Below are 16,816 nucleotides of genomic sequence, written 5' to 3'. Positions count from 1 at the left end.
TCAGCGAGTGGGTTCGATCCAGACCAGCGACACCATGCGCCCGGTGCGCTTGTCGCGGCGGTGCGAGAAGAAGCGGTCCGGCGCGGCGAGGGTGCACAGGTCGCCACCGGTCACCTGGTCCGCAGCGATCCCCGCGGCCGCCAGGCGTCGACGGGCCAACGCGTACAAGTCCACATGCCAGTGGTGCTCGCGGGTACTGGTGAAAGCGCTGCCGGCGCCCCAGTCCCGGGACACGAAGGCGTCATACACCTCCACGCCGATTTCATAGCGCTGCGGGCCAGCGGCCGGCCCGAGCCAGGCGCGTATCCGCTCCGGCGGCGTGCGCATCGCGGCCACGGTGGCCTCCAGCACGCCATCGGCCAGCCCGCGCCAGCCGGCATGCGCCGCCGCCACCTCGCTGCCGTCGTCGGCGCAGAACAGCACGGGCAGGCAGTCGGCGGTCAGGATCGCCAGCACCACGCCAGGGTCCGACGTGACCGAGGCGTCCGCCTCCGGCGACGCCGCCGCAATGGGGTCGCTGCCGGCCTGCGAGCCCGATCCGGTCTCGCGCGATGCGGTGCCCGCCGGCACGCCCGCTTCCCCGCCAAACCGCACCACCCCGGCCCCATGCACCTGCCGCAACCAGCGGGGCTCCGCTGGCAAGCGCGCATGCTCCACCAGCAAGTCCCGGTTGCGAGCCACGTCCGCCGGATCATCGCCCTCAACCGCGGTGCAGTTGCCCATGTTGAAGGTGTCGAACGGCACCTTCGACACGCCCAGTCCATGACGCAGCGTGGTCAACCCGTGCACGCCGCGCGGCGCCGGCCACCCGGCGCGAATCCACGGCATGTTGGGCAGATCGAGGGGATCGGTCACGGCGTAGCTACCACGAGGGAGGGGCGGGAAAGCCGGCACTGCGGGGGCGCGCGCACTGCCGCCCGCGGCAGGTCGCGTCAGCGCCGTGCTTCAGCGGCGGCCTTGGAATCATCATGCAGCACCTTCACCAGCGCCTGCATGTCGGCCGGCATCGGCGCGCTGCAGCGGATCGGCTCGCCGGTGGCCGGATGTGCGAATTCCAGCGTCTCGGCGTGCAGCGCCTGGCGACGGAACCCGCGCAGCGCCTCCACCAGTTCCGGCGTTGCGCCCTTGGGCAGCTTCAGCGGACCGCCGTACAACGGATCGCCGACGATCGGGTGCTTGAGGTGTGCCATGTGCACGCGGATCTGGTGGGTGCGGCCCGTCTCCAGGCGACATTCCAGCAGCGTGTGCGCGCGGAAGCGCTCACGCAGACGGAAGTGGGTCACCGCGTCCTTGCCATCCTCACGCACGGCCATGCGGATACGGTCGCGCGGGTGGCGATCGATCGGTGCATTGGCGGTGCCGCCGGATACCAGCGCGCCCACCACCACGGCCAGGTACTGGCGGTGCACCTGGCGCCCGGACAGTTGCTCGATCAGCGCGGTGTGCGCGGGCAACGTGCGCGCCACCACCATCACGCCGGAGGTGTCCTTGTCGAGGCGGTGGACGATGCCCGCGCGCGGCAGGTTGGCCAGCGCCGGGTCGCGGTGCAGCAGCGCGTTCACCAGCGTGCCGGCCGGATTGCCGGCGCCCGGGTGCACCACCAGCCCGGCCGGCTTGTTGATGACGATGACGTGCTCGTCCTCGTACAGCACGTCCAGGGCGATGTCCTCCGGTTCGGAGTGCGTCTGCACCTCCAGCACGGCGGTCACGGTGACGGTCTCGCCGCCACGCACCGGGTCGCGCGGGCGGGCGGTCTCACCGTCCAGGCGCGCATCGCCCGACTTGATCCAGGCCGAAAGGCGGGAGCGGGAGTAGTCGGGGAACAGCTCGGCCAGCACCGCATCGAAACGGCGGCCGGCAGCCTCGTCCGGGACGATGGCGGTCAGGGTCTGGGGGGCCTCGGTCATCTGGGCAGGCTCTCGCACCCGGTTAAGGGGCTGGTGGGCAGGGACTGCTATTATCGGCCCTTCACGCCTCAAGCGCCCGTCGATGCCGACCATGACCCCACGCTCCGCCCTGTTGCGCACCACCGCCCTGCTGCTGGCCATCACCGTCGCCGGATCCGGCTGCGCCCGCATGGGCAAGATGTTCAAGGACGAGAACGCCAACGAGGGCCAACCTGTCGAGCAGCTCTACGACAAGGGCCACACCTCGATGAAGAACGGCAACTGGGCCTCGGCCGAGCAGACCTACAAGCGTCTGGTCGCCCAGTACCCGTATGGCGAGTACACCGAGCAGGCCCTGATCGAAACCGCCTACGCCCAGTTCAAGGCCGGCAAGCACGAGGATGCGATCAGCAGCATCGACCGCTTCATCCGCACCTATCCCACGCATCGCAACATCGCCTACCTGTACTACCTGCGCGGCTTGTCCAACTCCAACCGCGACACGGTGTTCCTGCAGCGCGTATGGCGCCTGGACGCCAGCCGCCGCGACCTGGCCACGCCCAACCAGGCCCACAACGACTTCTCCATCGTCGTCGACCGCTACCCCAACAGCCGCTACGCCGAGGACGCGCGCAAGCGCATGAACGAGCTGCGCGACCTGTTCGCGCGGCACGAGCTGGACGTCGCGCTGTACTACCTGCGTCGCACCGCGTACGTCGCCTCGGTCACGCGCGCCAAACACCTGCTGGAAACCTACCCGCAGAGCACCTACGAAAACGACGCCGTGGCCACGCTGGCCGCGGCCTACACCGGGCTGGGCAACGAGGCGCTCGCCGCCGAAGCCAAGCGCACGCTGCAGGAGAAGGCCCCCAACCACCCGTACCTGGCCGGCAAGTGGCCGGACTATCCGGGCGACTGGCGCAAGCTCAATCCGTTTGCGGGTGAGAAGTCCGCGCTGGATATGGACTGAGTTGCCGCCTGAACGCGCCAACCAACAACGCCGCCTAGTGCGGCGTTGTTGCTTCTAGGCTTTCGACATCGCGGGCAAGGCCGGATCGCGAGACGTCCTCAAGCTCGGTACCCGTTCGTGATCGGGTAGCGCCGCTCACGCCCAAACGCCCGCCGCGACACCTTCGGCCCAGGCGCGGCCTGATGGCGCTTCCACTCGCTGATCCTTACCAGGTTCAGTACGCGGTCCACCGTCTCGGCGGCAAATCCCGCCGCCACGATCTCGTCGCGTGACTGCTCCTGGTCCACGTGGCGCAGCAGGATCGCATCCAGCACGTCGTATGGCGGCAGCGAGTCCTGGTCCTTCTGGTTCTCGCGCAGCTCCGCGCTGGGCGCACGGGTGATCACGCCCATCGGAATCACCGGATCGCCCACCGTGTTGCGCCAGCGCGCCAGAGCGAAAACCTCGGTCTTGTACAAGTCCTTGATCGGCCCGTAGCCACCGCACATGTCACCGTAGATGGTGGCGTAACCCACCGCGTACTCGCTCTTGTTGCCCGTGGTCAGCAGCAATCCGCCGAACTTGTTGGTCAGCGCCATCATGATCGCGCCGCGGCAACGTGACTGCAGATTCTCCTCGGTCACATCGACCTCGCGCCCGTCAAACGCATCGGCCAGCGCGCCCAGAAGGCCCTGGAACGGCTGCTCGATCGGTACGTCCAGCAGGCGCACGCCCTGTTCGCGGCATTGCTCCAGGGCCAGGTCGTTGGACATGTCGGCGGTATAGCGCGACGGCAGGCGCACGGCGGTGACGTTATCCGCCCCCAGTGCATCCACCGCAATGGCCAGCACCAGCGCTGAGTCGATGCCGCCGGACAAGCCCAGCCACACCTTGGTGAAGCCGTTCTTGTGGCAATAATCGCGCGTGCCGCGAACCACCGCACGCCAAGCCAGCGCCTCGCGGCTCTCGTCGCCGTCCTCCTGCCACTGGCAGGCGGCAAAGCGGCGTTCCTGCGCGTCGTAGTCAACCACCAGCCATTGGTCGGTGAAGGCCGCAGCTGCCGGGTGCACCGCACCGTCACCATCGGCCACCACTGACGCGCCATCAAACACCAGCGCGTCCTGCCCACCCACCAGATTGAGGTAGGCAATACCGATGCCGTGGTCGCGCGAACGCTCCTCGATCAGCGCATCGCGCTGCAGGTGCTTGTCGCGCTCGAACGGCGAGGCGTTGGGCACCAGCAGCAGCTGCGCCCCGGCCCGTACGGTCGACGCGATCGGCTCGTCGAACCACAGGTCTTCGCAGATGATAAGCCCGACTTTCACCCCATCGACCTCGAACACGCAATCCTCGCGATCGGGATCTACATCGAAGTAGCGTCGCTCGTCGAATACCGCGTAGTTGGGCAATTCGCGCTTGCGGTACGTGTGCTCGACTCGGCCGTCGCGCAGCACACTGGCGGCGTTGTAGACCACGCTACCCGCCGCCTGAGGCCAGCCCACCACCGCCACGATGCCTTTAGCCGCAGCCGCCACACGCTGGATTGCCGCATCGCACTCGGCCAGGAACGAAGGCCGCAGCAACAGGTCTTCCGGCGGATAACCGCTGATCGCCAACTCCGGGAACAGTACGACGTCGGCCTCGTACTCATCGCGAGCGGTGGCGATCATCTCCGCGATCCGCTCGGCATTGCGCTGCACAGCGCCCACCGGAAAGTCGAACTGCGCCATCGCGATCCGCAGGGGGTTACCCATCATCCGCTCCGTATTGCCTGCTTCCAAGGAAACCATGATAGAGGTGATGGCCCAAGATGGGGCGTGGACCTCATGGCCCGCGGCCGCGGGCATGACCACCGAAATGCAACCGTCCCTGCTTTCTACGGACCCCTCACGCCTTGAGGGAGGTGGGCGACGGGCATGTTGCGAAAAAGCGGACCATGGATGGTCCGCGGCCCGACTCGCGGCAGGATGCCGCGACGGAGGGCTGGAGCAACATGCCCATCGGCCACCTCCGCCCGCAAGACAATGAAAAAGGCCACCCGAAGGTGGCCTTTCCCAGACAACATCAGCGCAACCGATTACTTGGCCAGGCGCTTCGCGATCGCCGCACCCAGGTCGCCCGGCGACTTCACCGTGGTCACGCCCGCCTTCTCCATCGCGGCGAACTTGCCCTCGGCCGTGCCCGAACCGCCCGAGGCGATCGCACCGGCGTGGCCCATGCGCTTGCCCTTCGGCGCCGAGGCACCGGCGATGAAGCCGACGACCGGCTTGGTCACGTACTGGCTGATGAACTCGGCCGCTTCTTCCTCGGCCGAACCGCCGATCTCGCCGACCATGATGATGCCTTCGGTCTGCGGGTCGTCCTGGAACCACTTCAGCGCGTCGATGAAGTTGGTGCCGTTGATCGGGTCGCCGCCAATACCGATGCAGGTCGACTGGCCCAGGCCCACGTCGGTGGTCTGCTTCACGGCTTCATAGGTCAGCGTGCCCGAGCGCGACACGATGCCGATCTTGCCCGGCATGTGAATGTGGCCCGGCATGATGCCGATCTTGCACTCGCCCGGGGTGATGACGCCCGGGCAGTTGGGGCCGACCAGCACCACGTCGTCGTAGCCGTTGAGCACGTTCTTCACGCGCAGCATGTCCAGCACCGGAATGCCCTCGGTGATGCACACGATCACCTTGATGCCGGCGTCGGCCGCTTCCATGATCGCGTCGGCCGCGAACGGCGGCGGCACGTAGATGACCGAGGCATCGGCGCCGGTCTCGGCGACGGCGTCGGCCACGGTGTTGAAGACCGGCAGGCCCAGGTGGGTGGTGCCGCCCTTGCCCGGGGTCACGCCACCCACAACCTGGGTGCCATAGTCGAGCATCTGCTCGGCGTGGAAGGTGCCCTGCGAGCCGGTGAAGCCCTGCACGATCACCTTGGTGTTCTTGTTGATCAAAACGCTCATGGTGTCGTTCCTTACTTGCCGGCGACGGCCGCAACGGCCTTCTTCGCGCCGTCGTTGATGTCGTCGGCCGGGGTGATGGCCAGGCCGGAGTTCTTCAGCAGCTCCTTGCCGGCTTCCACGTTCGTGCCCTCGAGGCGCACGATCACCGGCACCTTGACGTCCACTTCCTTCACCGCGGCGATGATGCCCTCGGCGATCATGTCGCAGCGGACGATGCCACCGAAGATGTTGACGAAGATCGCCTTCACCTTGTCGCTGGACAGGATCAGCTTGAAGGCCTCGGTCACGCGCGCCTTGGTCGCGCCGCCGCCCACGTCGAGGAAGTTCGCCGGCTCGCCGCCGTTGAGCTTGATGACGTCCATGGTCGCCATCGCCAGGCCCGCGCCGTTGACCATGCAGCCGATGTTGCCGTCCATGGTGACGTAGTTGAGGTCATGCTGGCTGGCCAGCACCTCGGTCTCGTCTTCCTGGCGGATGTCGCGCATCGCCACCAGTTCCGGATGGCGGAACGAGGCGTTGTCGTCGGAGTCGATCTTGCCGTCCAGCACCGCGAGGTTGCCGTTGGTGAGGATCGCCAGCGGGTTCAGCTCGACCAGCGCCAGGTCCTTCTCGTTAAAGAGCTTGTACAGGCCCAGCATGATCTTGGTCAGCTGGCCGACCTGCTTGGCGTCCAGGCCCAGGGCGAAGCCCAGGTTGCGGCACTCGAACGGCTGCAGGCCCTGCACGTAGTTGACGTGCAGCGTCTGGATGGCTTCCGGCTTCTCGGCGGCCACCTGCTCGATGTCCATGCCGCCTTCGGCCGACGCGATGAAGGTGACCGAACGCGTGGCGCGGTCCACCAGCACCGACAGGTACAGTTCCTTGGCGATGTCGGTGCCTTCGCACACCAGCACCGAGTCGATCGGCAGCTCGACGCCGGCCGTCTGGTAGGTCGCCATCTTCGTGCCCAGCAACGCCGCGGCGTACTGCTTCACGTCGTCATACGAGCGCGCCAGCTTGACGCCGCCGGCCTTGCCGCGGCCACCGGCGTGGATCTGCGCCTTGACCACCCACAGGTCGCCGGGGATGGTCTTGGCGGCTGCGACAGCCTCGTCGGGAGTGCGGGCAACCACACCGACCGGCACTGCGATGCCGTAGTCGGCAAAGAGTTGCTTTGCCTGGTATTCGTGAAAGTTCATGCGTCACCGAGGGGAGTTGGAGTCATCCCATGCGGGGCATCCGGCAGGCCGGCGCGCGGGCAATGGGGCCGGCCATTGTCGCCGATCGGGCCGCCCCGGGCAAAATCGACCTTGGGTGGGGGCCACCCCGCCGGCCCCGTGGCCACCGCCTATACTCGCCGCGACACCCCGCCGGACCCGCCCCTTGCTCTTCCCCCACCTCGCCCCCGACGCCACCGACGCCGACCGCGCCCTGCGCCGGGAGCTGTACTTCTTCACCCTGTACCGGGTGTTCGAGGCGGCCCTGCTGGTGTTCGCGCTGTTCGGCCCCCTTCCGGAACTGGCCGGGGACGCCCGCCACCCCGTATTCGCCCGTGCCCTGTCCCTGACCTACCTGTTCGTGTCGGTGACGTTGTTCCTGTTGGGGCACCGCGGGGACGTCCGGGTCCACACCGTCGTCGGCGTGGCCGCCGACCTGAGCCTGGGCATCCTCGCCATCCACGCGCTGCCGCACAGTGGTGCCAGCATTGCCCTGATGCTGGCCTTCAACGTGGGCGCGGCCGCATTGCTGCTGCGAACGCGCTATGGGGTGGCCGTCGCCGGGCTGGCCGCCGCAGGGTTGGCGGGTGAGCTGGCATGGAGCCGCGTGGTCGACGATGCGACCAGCCTGACCCTCGGGCAATTGATCTTCACGTCGACCGCCTATCTGGCGCTGGCAGGCCTTACCAGCACCCTGGGCCGGCAGTTGCGCGAGGGCTACAGCCTTGCCGAAAGCCGTGGTGCGGAAGCGGCGCAACTGACCGAGGTGAATGAGCTGATCATCCGCCGCATGCGCACCGGCGTGCTGCTGGTGGACGGCCAGGACAACATCCGCCTGGCCAACGAGGCCGCCTCGCTGCTGATGGGCGATGCAGGCGACGCCGACGCGCACGGCGTCCGCCACCTCGGCCTGGCCATGCCCGAACTTGCCCGTCGCCTGAAGCAGTGGCGGGCCGGCGACACGGAAAGCAGCCCCATGCTCATCGCCCCGGACCAACCCGAGGTGGTGCCGCGCTTCACCCGGCTGCTGGCCAACAGCGACCAGGTGTTGATCTTCCTCGACGACACCGCGCTGGCCGCCCGCCGGGCCGAATCGCTGACCCTGGCCACGCTCGGCCGCTTCTCGGCCAGCCTGGCCCACGAGATCCGCAACCCGCTGGCCGCCATCAACTACGCGGTGCAGTTGCTGGAGGAGTCGCCCGACATCCCCACGGCCGACCGTCGCCTGCTGGAAATCATCCGCCAACAGGGCTCGCGGATGAATGGCATCGTGGAAAACGTGCTGGGCCTCGCCCGGCGCGAGCACGCGAAACCTGAGCACGTGGATCTGGGCGAGCTGGTGCGGCAGTTCGTGGAGGACTACCGCCAAGGCCACCCTCTGGAAGGGGACACGCTGCAGGCCCTGACTCCCAAGGGCACGACCCCCGGGCTGATCGACCCGCGCCAACTGCAGCAAGTGCTGACCGTGCTGGTCTACAACGCCCTTACCTATGGCCGCATGCCCGGCGAGCCGGCCCGCGTGAACGTGCGCGTGGCCGACGACGGCAGCGGGCAGCCACTGATTGAAGTGCTGGACCGCGGCCCCGGCATCCCGGAGCGGGTGCAGAACAACCTTTTCCGCCCCTTCTTCACCACCTCCAGTCACGGTACGGGGTTGGGGCTCTACATCGCCCGCGAGCTGTGCCGGGCCAACCAGGCCAGCCTCGACTACGTCCCGGTGCCAGGAGGAGGCGCATGCTTCCGCCTGCGCCTGCAGGGGCCGGCGATCGCCCGGCGTGCCTGAGCCCGTTCCATCTGTGACATCCGCACGGCGCGCTTGGTCCCCAGGGCCGCCATCAGTTATCGTCGGCGCCGGAGGACCGGATGGCAGAAACCCGCAGTGCACTGGTAGTTGACGACGAACGCGACATCCGCGAGCTCCTGGTCATGGCCTTGGGCCGCATGGGATTGCGCTGTGATACCGCCTCCAGCCTCGCCGACGCGCGCAACCAGCTCGCGCACCATCGCTATGACCTGTGCCTGACCGACATGCGCCTGCCGGACGGCTCGGGCATGGACCTGGTCGCCGAGATCAGCCAGAAGTTCCCCGAGACCCCGGTGGCGATGATCACCGCCTTCGGCAACGTCGAAGCCGCGGTGGAAGCGCTCAAGGCGGGCGCCTTCGACTTCGTGGCCAAGCCGGTGGAGCTGGGCATGCTGCGCGACATGGTGCGCCATGCCCTTGACCTGCGCGAGAAGGCCCCGGCCCCAGCCACCGTGGTCGACACGGTCGCCGCCCGCCTGTACGGCGAGTCCCCGGCCATGACCGCGCTGCGGACCACCCTCGCCAAGGTCGCCCGCAGCCAGGCCCCGGTCTACATCGCCGGCGAGTCCGGCGTGGGCAAGGAACTGGTCGCCCGCACCATCCACTCCGAAGGCGGCCGCGCCGACGGCCCGTTCGTGCCCGTCAACTGCGGCGCGATCCCCGCCGAACTGATGGAAAGCGAATTCTTCGGCCACAAAAAGGGCAGCTTCACCGGAGCCCACGCCGACAAGCCCGGCCTGTTCCAGACCGCCGACGGCGGCACCCTGTTCCTGGACGAGGTGGCCGAGCTGCCCATGCACATGCAGGTCAAACTGCTGCGCGCCATCCAGGAAAAGTCCATCAAGCCCGTCGGCGCCAACGTCGAAGTGCCCGTGGACGTGCGCATCCTGTCGGCCACGCACAAGGACCTTGCGCGGATGGTGGCCGAGGGCCGCTTCCGCCAGGACCTGTACTACCGCATCAACGTGATTGAGCTGCGCGTGCCGCCGCTGCGCGAACGCCTGGACGACCTGCCCGGCCTCGCCGCCAAGATCCTGCAGCGGCTCTCGACCCAGCAGGGCCGCGAGCCGGCCAACCTCGGCACGGATGCTCTGGTTGCGCTGCGCGCCTACCCCTTCCCCGGCAACGTACGTGAACTGGAAAACGTGCTGGAGCGCGCGATGGCACTGGCCGATGGCGACACCCTCACCGCCGGGGACCTGTGCCTGCCCGTGACCAGTGCGCCAGCCGCGGGATCGCACGGCCTGCCGCCGCCGGGCATGCGGCCTGCCGTTCCCGCTGGAAGCACCCCTCCCATGGCGCCCAGCGCGACGGGCAGCGCGTTCAGTAGTTCTTCGTTCAACGCCACGTTTGGCCCGCCTCCCAACACCCCCGCCGAAGCAGCGGCTGCGGGCATCGACCCGCGCACCCTCGACCCGCGCGACACCGCGACCAGCGCCCTGCCTTCCTACATTGAGGAAGTGGAGCGCGCGGCGATCGAGCACGCGCTGAAAGAGAACCGCTACAACAAGACCAAGACGGCGGCGTCGCTGGGCATCACGTTCCGGGCGTTGCGGTACAAGTTGAAGAAGTTGGGGATTGATTGAGGCGCGAAGGTGGCTTGGCGCCGAACCTCTTAGCTTGAGGATGGCCCAACGGCACCTGGTCGGAGACGAAGGGATCCAAGAATCGCATCCCAGAATGCCAAGGCCTCTTCATCGTTTGCGAAGGGAGCGTCAATGACTTCGCCCTTTGCGTCCGTTTCGGCGCTGGTGCTCAGCTGTAACGACATGAAGGGAAATTCGATCGAGTCCGCCCTTCCTTGAGATTCCCAGAGAAACTCGTACGACCGCTTTCCATTTTCGCTGGCGCGAACAAGAAGCTCTTGCCCTTTGATGGGACCGATGTTCCGGTCTCGCCTCCTCAAAGTACTTGTGCCGTTCAGCATAGAGAGCAGCATGGATGGCACCAGCGGAACACGCGATAACAGAGGTTTGTCCGGGTTGCCAGTAACGTAGCTATCGTAAGAAATCGTAACTGTAGGGTAGTCGGGAACATCCAGGCCCACGGCCACTTCCTCAGCGTTCAATTCTGAGCCATTCAAAAACCCCGCCTCGATGCAGAATCCGGGAACTTTCGGCACTTCACCGTCGCCACGATACTGGATCGCCCCTGCGAGCTCCCGGCTGTAGCCCTTGATCTCCTCAAAGTTTCTTGCGCTCCCGTCAACCGCCATGGACAACGTGACTGCGGGACGCTCGAAATGGCTGAACAATTCGTAGCGATGGAGGATTCGGCTCGCCTCGCCTTTCCACGAAACCAATTCTGTCTGTCCGGGGCCGTAGCGACGGACCTCCACAAACATGCTTCCTCCATCGCGATGAGAGGCGTGCTTCAGCTCACTCTCTCGCGCCTTCATGCGATTCAAATAAGCTGACATAGTTTCGCCGCGAACGACTTCAATGTCGTTATCCATGTATTTGAATCGACCAGCAACTTCAGTCCCAGATGGCACTTCCAAGATGTACCTTCCAAGACAAACCTTGTCCACGGAATTCCCTTTCATCACGTTGCCGCTCCTTTCAGCACCAAACATCGGCAGGGCAGTAAGAACTGCCGCAATCACCACCATGCAACAAATACGACGGGTAATCATGCCCAATCTGCACTCCCTGCAATTTTCGCCACGCTATAGAGAGTTGCCCACTGCGATCGGCAATCCTCATAGCTGGCTTGATGCTCGTAGCCTTGCTCTCTTCCTTTGGCGTTGCGTCTCGAGAATTCGCCTCGCCCGCCGCTCCCCTGGCGGAAGCGCGCGGCTATCGAACGGCCTGCCGGAGCGGATCCAGACACGGTCGGAACGGTTCCATCGCCAGCCTCTAAAGCACCACCAAACCTAAGCTTGAATGGACCCAGCCCGCGCGCCGCCATCGACAAATTCCCCTCTCCGTCATCCTTTAGCACCTCAAGGCTGCTGAGCTTGGCAATAGAGGCACCCTTCCAATGAACGGTTGCCCAACTTCGTTGCCCGACGTCATCTCCGTAGTGGACGTACGCCGACGCAGGAAATTGTTCCGAAATTCTTTCTTGGAACATCTTGACGTTATCGATGCGCGAGTCGAACTGTTCAAGTTGGGTTGCCCCACGCGTTGAGGGCCGCCCTCCAGCCGGGTTCAGATATTTCTCGTGATGCGCCGGCACCAACCCATACCACTCTCGGCTTTTGTAGATCTCCTCGTATGGGTCCTTCACTGGCAGCCATTGCGCGTCATGCCCCCCCATGCCGCCGAGCTTCAACCATGGCTTCCCACCGTTGTAGTCACTGGTGGGGACAAGCTCCAAAGCGCCCGGTGAGTTGGCCATCACGGCGGTAACTTCTGCGGCATTGCTGCCCAGGATGACCTGGGCGATGCCGTCATACCCACACCGGCAATGGTGGTAGGTGGCGGGCGCGCCGGTGGCTGGCATGACGCCGTGAACCACGCCCAGCAGCTTCCCGTAGTTATGCAGGCATGCCACTGCACGCCCCACCAACCCGCCCATGGAGTGGGTCACGAGAATCACCTTCTCCGCCGCCTCACCGGTTTTTCTGTAGTGGGCCAGAACCACGTCATCGATATAACGGATGATGTCGGTGCCTGAATCGCTGTTTGACTGCAGCCAGTTGTAACCACCTGCCCAGACGTCATATCGGTACTGGGCGGCGTGCTGAAGATCCTCCTTGGTCAATGCGGCGGTGCCCGTCTCTTCCCCGTAGTCGGACGGGTTTCGCAGTCCCTCCTCGCTCCACCACCGCAGGAGCTCTCCCGACTCCATGATGTTGTTGAGCGTGCGCTCCATCTGGCACATTACGGGCTGGTAGGCGGAACGCATGACCGTCCCCCAGCCGCGCTTTCTCGCGGTTTCCTTGTCCAGCGTTCCCTCGGTATCAATGGGACCGCGGGAGTCGACGGTCACGTTCCCGGGATCAAGCCGCCGCTGTCGTGTTGCAGGCCCGCGGAACCAATAGCTGAATAGCTGACCGATGGCCCCCAGGGCTGGGCCGATGCCGTCCATGTTGGGTGGCCGCCAGACGGGCTCCCCCTTCTCCGCGCCGCTCTTCCTCTTCCCTGCCGACTGCAAGTTTGTACCCATGATCCCTGGTAGGAAAACAATCGGTATTACGGCAGAAGGCCCCGCCAGAATGACGCACTCCGTGGTATCGGCCGCCTGGGTCAGGACGGTTGTGGCTGAGGGGCAAGCACCGTGCTTGGCTTGCAGCGGAACTATGTAGGGCTGATCGATCCTTGTCTCATACATGGCTTATTCCTTGCCCAATACTCGAATTCTTACCTGCTCCGGCCCCATGCCTTTCTGGATCGGCAGACGGCCCTCCTGATCGGTGACCAACCGCAGGGTTGCCCCATCTTGCCGTATCACCTCCACCCGCACGTTGGCCATGGGCGTGCCTCGGACCCGGTCGCGGATTACGTAACGCTGGTCGAACCGGGTCTCGGGCCAGTCATTCATCTCACGACTAAGCTGCGTCGGACCCAGGAACTCCTTCTTCCCCGCGTGCACTGTTATCTGCCCTGGGCACGCGACGGTGATGTTCCCGCCCTCGATGGTGATACTCGCGCCACCACGCGTCGCCAGGTGCACGGCCTTACCCGCGGCCAATTCCACTTCGGCATTTGCGCTGACCAGGCGCAGCCCATCGCGTGACTGCAACTTGATGCTGTCGCTCTGCGCTTGCAGGTCTAGTTCGCCCTCAGCAGTGACCAGGCTCAAGGCGACGCTCTCTTGCAACCCACCGGCCATGGCTCCCGCCAGCCAGCCGATGGCCTGGCCGCCGTGCAGGCGGAGGTTGCGCGCTACCGCCAGGTTGCTGGCCTGGCCGCTGGCCAATGTCAGGGTTTCGCCACTGCTCCAATGCAGGCTCCGCCCAGCCGCTAGGCCAATGCCAGCGGGAGCAGCCAAGCCCAGCAGGGCATCGGCGGTTTGGGGGACCGCGACACCACCTTGCGCGCCCAACACCGCCTCGGTCCAATCCGCCCCCGACACGACCGCCCGCGCACTGGCATGCAGTGCCTTTAGCGGCGGCAATGCATCGTTCAATGCGGACTGGCCAGCCCGCTCCACGCCCTCGTTTGCGGCAAGGCGCGGAGTCAGGTGGGTAATGGCAATGCCCGACATCGCAGCCGCCAGCTCCGCGGCCTGCTTGAGCAGCGCCACGGCGGCAACCTGCTCCCCGGCGGGAGCGTCATTGCTGGTCGCATAGGCGCTGATCCACAGGCCGCGCTCGGCGCGCAGGGCGCCCCATCGGTCGCTGCGTAACTCGATGCCGCAGCCGCGGTGGGCGCCACGGCGGTTGTCATCCTGATGAATCAGGTGACCCAAGGTCAGCTCGCTTGCGGCATGCGTAGTAGCCAGTTGCAGTCGTAGCTGGCCGTCGCTGTCGTCCAGCACCAGGCGGTTGTGGCCCGCGCCGCCGAACTCCTTGGACTTGAAGCCAAGCATCGCGGCGGCATTGCGGTCGGAATCGTCACCGGGGTTGGCGCCGTGCCAGGCGGGAGCTGCGCCATCCGCCAGATTGGCCTTGGCGCCGGGCTGCGTATCGCCGCGGCCGTTGTACAGGGTGCCGACGATGATCGGGCGGTCGATTTCGCCACCCATGAATGCCACCAGCACCTCCTGCCCGATGCGCGGCAAAAACTGCGCGCCCACGCCGGGCCCCGCGTAGCGTTGCGCCACGCGGAGCCAGCAGGTGTCGCCGTCGTCCTGCCAGTGGAAACGCACACGTACCCGGCCCAGTGCATCGCAGTGCAGTTCGCGCGCGCCCTGTGGAGTGGTTTCCCCCTCCGGGCCGACCACGCGGGCAGTCTGGTAGCCCGGGGCTTGACCTCGCATACGCCGTTCTGGGCGCCACGGCAATTCGCGCGACTGGGCCAGGAACGTGTTGGCGTATCCCAATGCCTGCGCCTGCTCGCGCACCGCCGCCCAACTGGCGTCAGACAGGCCAGGCACGGCCGTGGGCAACGCCTCAGCCAGGGACTCCAGCGCCTCGGGCAAGGGGTTGATGCCGGCATGCCACACGTCCAGCAGGACCATGTCGGGCGCACCTTCCGCAACGCTAATCGGTGCCGCCAGCAGCACAAATCCCTGGCCCGACCGGAAATTGCGCATCGTGCTTCGGCCCAGCCATCGCTGGCGCTTGGCCGCCATGACTTGGGCCTGCAAGGTGGCCGCGCGCTCGGCTTGGGCGCGGTCGGCGAAAGGGTAGGCACCCCGGGGGTCGTAATGCTCCAGCCCGGACACGGCGTCGCTGCCCATGCCCACCGGCAAGGTGGCCGTTACTGCCGCCATCGCGCGGTAGTCGGTGCCCAGCAGACTAAGGGAGGTGGAACCCAGCGCTTGCTGAGCACCGAAGGCCTGCACCGCATCGGCCTGCTCCGCGCTGTCGCTCCGGTGGAAGCGGACGCCGCTGGGCCCTGACGGTACGTGAGGTAGGGCGCGGCTGTCGGCAAACAGCACCAACCGGTGACCCGCTGGCGCGTCGGCAGCTTCCTCCAACCGCAGGCCCAAGCCTTCGTCGGCCAACAGGCGACTGAGGAAATCCGCATCGGATTCGCGGTACTGCACGCAGTAGCTACGCGACGGGCGGTCGGCAAGGAACGGCGCGACGTCATCGGCCACCTGCCAGACGGCCCAGGGAGCGTAGGCACCTAGCACGGCCTCGACGATGGCCAGCACGCCCAGATCCTGGAACACCCGGCTGCGCCGCCCCAGCCCCAGCAGCCAGGTCCATGGCACCAGCTGCAGCCGGTGGCGCGCCGCCCGATGGTCGCCACCGCGCCGCTCGACCGACGCCACCAACCCACTCCGGGTCACGGCCTGCCCGTCGGCATCGCGCGTGATCAGGGTGGCGGGCTGGCCCAGCGCGGCGGACAGGTCCGACTCCACCGCCAGCACGTCCACCCAATACTGGCTGACGACGGGGCTACCGAGCGCAACCGCAGGGCCGACGGCATCGTGACCGTGCCATGCGGCGACCACCCATGCAGCATCAGCCGGAACGAAGGCCGGCACAGACAGCTTATGGGGACGGTTTTCGCCACCAAGGCGCAACAAATCGGCCAAGCGGCCGGGAACAGAAGCTCCGCTGTTCATGTGTCTCTCCGTGACAACGGGCCAAGCTTAGCGCAAAAACCCAGCCCCGACCGAACCGGGCGTACAGCCCGCGCAGTCACCCGTCGATCGAGCCCAGGCGCACCAGCTACGGGGTTATTTCAATCGGCATCCCCTCTCTCACCGAATCCCAAATCAGATCCATGTCCTTGTTGGACAAAGCGATGCTTCCGTCCGTCCAATCGAATCGTTGCCTGAGCCAGGCAAATGCCGCCCATTGCTTGGGCTGGCCGTGGATCATCACACCTCCTCCGGGCAGCCCTCCCTCCTGCTCAGCCATGTACTGGTCGCGCCGATTGGGGTACGAGATATGGATGGCCTTGTAGTACCGGTCACTTTCCCGTTTCCGGTCAAGGATGTACTCGCCCTCAGGCGTTCGCCCGTCCCCCTCCAGCCGCTTGGGCCCCATGGGCTCACCGCCAAGAGCGATCCGGTAACTGCCCAAGAGATCCGTGCCCCTGTAAAGCATCAACAGGCGATCGCTCTTGTCGACGACCACGCGGGTGGCCCCCTCGACGGCCAAAGCTGACTTCAAGGGTGCGACGGATAAAAAGACAAAGATGGCAATCGCCAGCGTGCGCACGCCCATCCCCCTGATTCTGAAAATGCCTTTCTGGGGGCGACGCAGAAAGCGCTGCATCCCGGCCAAAACGAAGAAGTGACCACGCCGGTCACTTATTGACTCAATTGCGTCACTTTTCGAAAGATGCGCGTTTCCAATTTCCCGCCCCTTCCACGTGGATTCGTGAACCCTGCTGCACTTTGCAAAGCCCAATCGGGCGTGGCCGCAATTGGCACGCGATATGCGTATGCTTCATGTGCACGTGCACCAGCACGGCAAGCCGACGGACCGGGGAAGCCGGACCTGCAGGCACGTGAGTT

The 16,816-nt window shown here is 66.1% G+C and carries 12 protein-coding genes; 3 read left to right on the top strand and 9 right to left on the bottom strand.

The window, feature by feature from the left end:
* Entirely contained in the window at positions 1 to 828 is an 828-nt protein-coding gene (gene pgeF / locus N800_RS07765) for a peptidoglycan editing factor PgeF (RefSeq protein WP_036136830.1), read from the bottom strand.
* 104 nt (positions 829 to 932) lie between these two features.
* On the bottom strand, positions 933 to 1,907 hold the full coding sequence (gene rluD / locus N800_RS07760; RefSeq protein WP_036136726.1) for a 23S rRNA pseudouridine(1911/1915/1917) synthase RluD: 975 nt from the start codon (positions 1,905 to 1,907) through the stop codon (positions 933 to 935).
* Between the two features lie 82 nt (positions 1,908 to 1,989).
* Here rluD and N800_RS07755 point away from each other — a divergent pair, with 82 nt between their 5' ends.
* Positions 1,990 to 2,856 (top strand): outer membrane protein assembly factor BamD, encoded by an 867-nt coding sequence (locus N800_RS07755; RefSeq protein ID WP_036136725.1) that lies wholly within the window; start codon positions 1,990 to 1,992, stop codon positions 2,854 to 2,856.
* Positions 2,857 to 2,954: 98 nt separating this feature from the next.
* Here N800_RS07755 and N800_RS07750 read toward each other — a convergent pair whose 3' ends face one another.
* From N800_RS07750 to sucC, 3 genes are all read right to left on the bottom strand, one after another.
* Positions 2,955 to 4,589 carry an NAD+ synthase gene (locus tag N800_RS07750; RefSeq protein WP_036136829.1) on the bottom strand — a complete coding sequence of 545 codons (1,635 nt, stop codon included), beginning with the start codon at positions 4,587 to 4,589 and terminating at the stop codon, positions 2,955 to 2,957.
* 323 nt (positions 4,590 to 4,912) lie between these two features.
* The gene (gene sucD / locus N800_RS07745) at positions 4,913 to 5,788 is read right to left on the bottom strand and encodes a succinate--CoA ligase subunit alpha (RefSeq protein ID WP_036136724.1); all 876 of its coding nucleotides are present in this window, start codon (positions 5,786 to 5,788) and stop codon (positions 4,913 to 4,915) included.
* A gap of 11 nt (positions 5,789 to 5,799) precedes the next feature.
* Positions 5,800 to 6,966: an ADP-forming succinate--CoA ligase subunit beta gene (sucC, locus tag N800_RS07740; protein WP_036136723.1), complete on the bottom strand. Its 1,167-nt coding sequence runs from the start codon at positions 6,964 to 6,966 to the stop codon at positions 5,800 to 5,802.
* A gap of 184 nt (positions 6,967 to 7,150) precedes the next feature.
* Between sucC and N800_RS07735 the strand changes: the two genes are divergently transcribed.
* The gene (locus N800_RS07735; RefSeq protein ID WP_052108042.1) at positions 7,151 to 8,767 is read left to right on the top strand and encodes a sensor histidine kinase; all 1,617 of its coding nucleotides are present in this window, start codon (positions 7,151 to 7,153) and stop codon (positions 8,765 to 8,767) included.
* A gap of 80 nt (positions 8,768 to 8,847) precedes the next feature.
* The gene (locus N800_RS07730; RefSeq protein WP_036136721.1) at positions 8,848 to 10,374 is read left to right on the top strand and encodes a sigma-54-dependent transcriptional regulator; all 1,527 of its coding nucleotides are present in this window, start codon (positions 8,848 to 8,850) and stop codon (positions 10,372 to 10,374) included.
* Between the two features lie 29 nt (positions 10,375 to 10,403).
* Here the strand turns inward: N800_RS07730 and N800_RS07725 are convergent, their stop codons facing one another.
* The 4 genes from N800_RS07725 to N800_RS07710 form a co-directional block, all read right to left on the bottom strand.
* Positions 10,404 to 11,423: a T6SS immunity protein Tli4 family protein gene (locus N800_RS07725; RefSeq protein WP_156962910.1), complete on the bottom strand. Its 1,020-nt coding sequence runs from the start codon at positions 11,421 to 11,423 to the stop codon at positions 10,404 to 10,406.
* Positions 11,420 to 12,823, bottom strand: coding sequence for an esterase/lipase family protein (locus N800_RS07720; RefSeq protein ID WP_198032494.1), 1,404 nt, complete (start codon positions 12,821 to 12,823; stop codon positions 11,420 to 11,422). The genes N800_RS07725 and N800_RS07720 overlap by 4 nt, the downstream gene beginning before the upstream one ends.
* 246 nt (positions 12,824 to 13,069) lie before the next feature.
* Complete coding sequence (locus N800_RS07715; RefSeq protein ID WP_084087345.1) at positions 13,070 to 15,916, bottom strand: type VI secretion system Vgr family protein; 2,847 nt, start codon at positions 15,914 to 15,916, stop codon at positions 13,070 to 13,072.
* Between the two features lie 106 nt (positions 15,917 to 16,022).
* Positions 16,023 to 16,523, bottom strand: coding sequence for a L,D-transpeptidase family protein (locus N800_RS07710; RefSeq protein WP_036136822.1), 501 nt, complete (start codon positions 16,521 to 16,523; stop codon positions 16,023 to 16,025).
* Between the last annotated feature and the right edge of the window lie 293 nt (positions 16,524 to 16,816).

Source organism: Lysobacter daejeonensis GH1-9 (assembly GCF_000768355.1).
In the GTDB taxonomy this organism is placed as follows: Bacteria; Pseudomonadota; Gammaproteobacteria; order Xanthomonadales; family Xanthomonadaceae; genus Aerolutibacter; species Aerolutibacter daejeonensis.
This window is presented reverse-complemented; position numbering and strand designations above follow the sequence as displayed.

Excerpts from the sequence above, each read along its gene's own strand:
- rluD (WP_036136726.1), bottom strand. The coding sequence starts at position 1,907 with ATGACCGAGGCCCCCCAGACCCTGACCGCCATCGTCCCGGACGAGGCT.
- N800_RS07720 (WP_198032494.1), bottom strand. The coding sequence starts at position 12,823 with ATGGACGGCATCGGCCCAGCCCTGGGGGCCATCGGTCAGCTATTCAGC.
- N800_RS07750 (WP_036136829.1), bottom strand. The coding sequence starts at position 4,589 with ATGGGTAACCCCCTGCGGATCGCGATGGCGCAGTTCGACTTTCCGGTG.
- N800_RS07730 (WP_036136721.1), top strand. The coding sequence starts at position 8,848 with ATGGCAGAAACCCGCAGTGCACTGGTAGTTGACGACGAACGCGACATC.
- pgeF (WP_036136830.1), bottom strand. The coding sequence starts at position 828 with ATGCCGTGGATTCGCGCCGGGTGGCCGGCGCCGCGCGGCGTGCACGGG.
- N800_RS07715 (WP_084087345.1), bottom strand. The coding sequence starts at position 15,916 with ATGAACAGCGGAGCTTCTGTTCCCGGCCGCTTGGCCGATTTGTTGCGC.
- N800_RS07755 (WP_036136725.1), top strand. The coding sequence starts at position 1,990 with ATGCCGACCATGACCCCACGCTCCGCCCTGTTGCGCACCACCGCCCTG.
- sucC (WP_036136723.1), bottom strand. The coding sequence starts at position 6,966 with ATGAACTTTCACGAATACCAGGCAAAGCAACTCTTTGCCGACTACGGC.
- N800_RS07725 (WP_156962910.1), bottom strand. The coding sequence starts at position 11,423 with ATGATTACCCGTCGTATTTGTTGCATGGTGGTGATTGCGGCAGTTCTT.
- N800_RS07710 (WP_036136822.1), bottom strand. The coding sequence starts at position 16,523 with ATGGGCGTGCGCACGCTGGCGATTGCCATCTTTGTCTTTTTATCCGTC.
- sucD (WP_036136724.1), bottom strand. The coding sequence starts at position 5,788 with ATGAGCGTTTTGATCAACAAGAACACCAAGGTGATCGTGCAGGGCTTC.